2 pseudogenes are annotated in these 742 nt (G+C 38.0%); both read left to right on the top strand.

Annotated features, from left to right (window positions below):
* Positions 1-15: 15 nt before the first annotated feature.
* Positions 16-99: pseudogene (locus tag HW443_RS13535) on the top strand (hypothetical protein); the annotation flags it as partial.
* Positions 100-152: 53 nt separating this feature from the next.
* Positions 153-302 (top strand): annotated as a pseudogene (locus HW443_RS13530) (ATP-binding protein); the annotation flags it as partial.
* Positions 303-742: the final 440 nt, after the last annotated feature.

The raw sequence follows: 742 nt of genomic DNA, 5'->3' as shown, positions 1-742 counted from the left end.
AGATTTATCAATCCATTGGTAGAGATAAAGTTAACCATTGGAAGTCATATAGCGATTGTAAACGGAAAATTTGTTGCTATTGACATAACCAATCCACGGGTAGTTCCTGTAATTAAAAACAATCGAACCTTAGTTCCCCTTAGATTTCTGGTGCGATATTGTATCGGTTATTACACCATAGCCATATCATGGCGATTCAGGGTGAGAGTTATCGGATTAAGGATAAGAAGAAAGCGGGTGTGGTCCGTCTTGACAAGTCGCCACGACCCGGCTATGATAATAGGGATGGTAAACATGTTTAATAAGGGGGGTCAAAATTTAATGGGAATTTACAAAGCAGTATAAAAAGTCAATAAATCTCTATCTGGATCATTTGCTAAAATTTGAAATGAATATGATATACCTGCTTGAACTGATTCAGTCCTTGGACGTTTGGTAAAGATAGGTGGCTCGTTGGGGATTAATTTGAATACCCCTCTTCCAGAAGTACCCGCATAGAGAATCCTGGTGTTAGAGGGATCAATAGCCAAACATTCCACCATTTTAGTTGTTAAACCTATATTTAATGAGGACCAGCTTGCACCGCCATTACTTGACCTAAATACTCCCTGATTATTACATATACTATTTGCCCATTGGTTGGGTCAACTAATATTCGATTAATCCTTAAGCCGGGTAATAAACTCCCCCTCCATTAGTACAGGCATAAATAATTTGAGAGTTATTAAAATCTATTGCCAGA

The sequence above is a fragment of the Candidatus Hakubella thermalkaliphila genome, assembly GCF_013281975.1.
Classification (GTDB): Bacteria; Actinomycetota; Humimicrobiia; order Hakubellales; family Hakubellaceae; genus Hakubella; species Hakubella thermalkaliphila.
The sequence above is the reverse complement of the archived record's forward strand: the minus strand, read 5'-3'. Positions and strand labels throughout refer to the sequence as shown.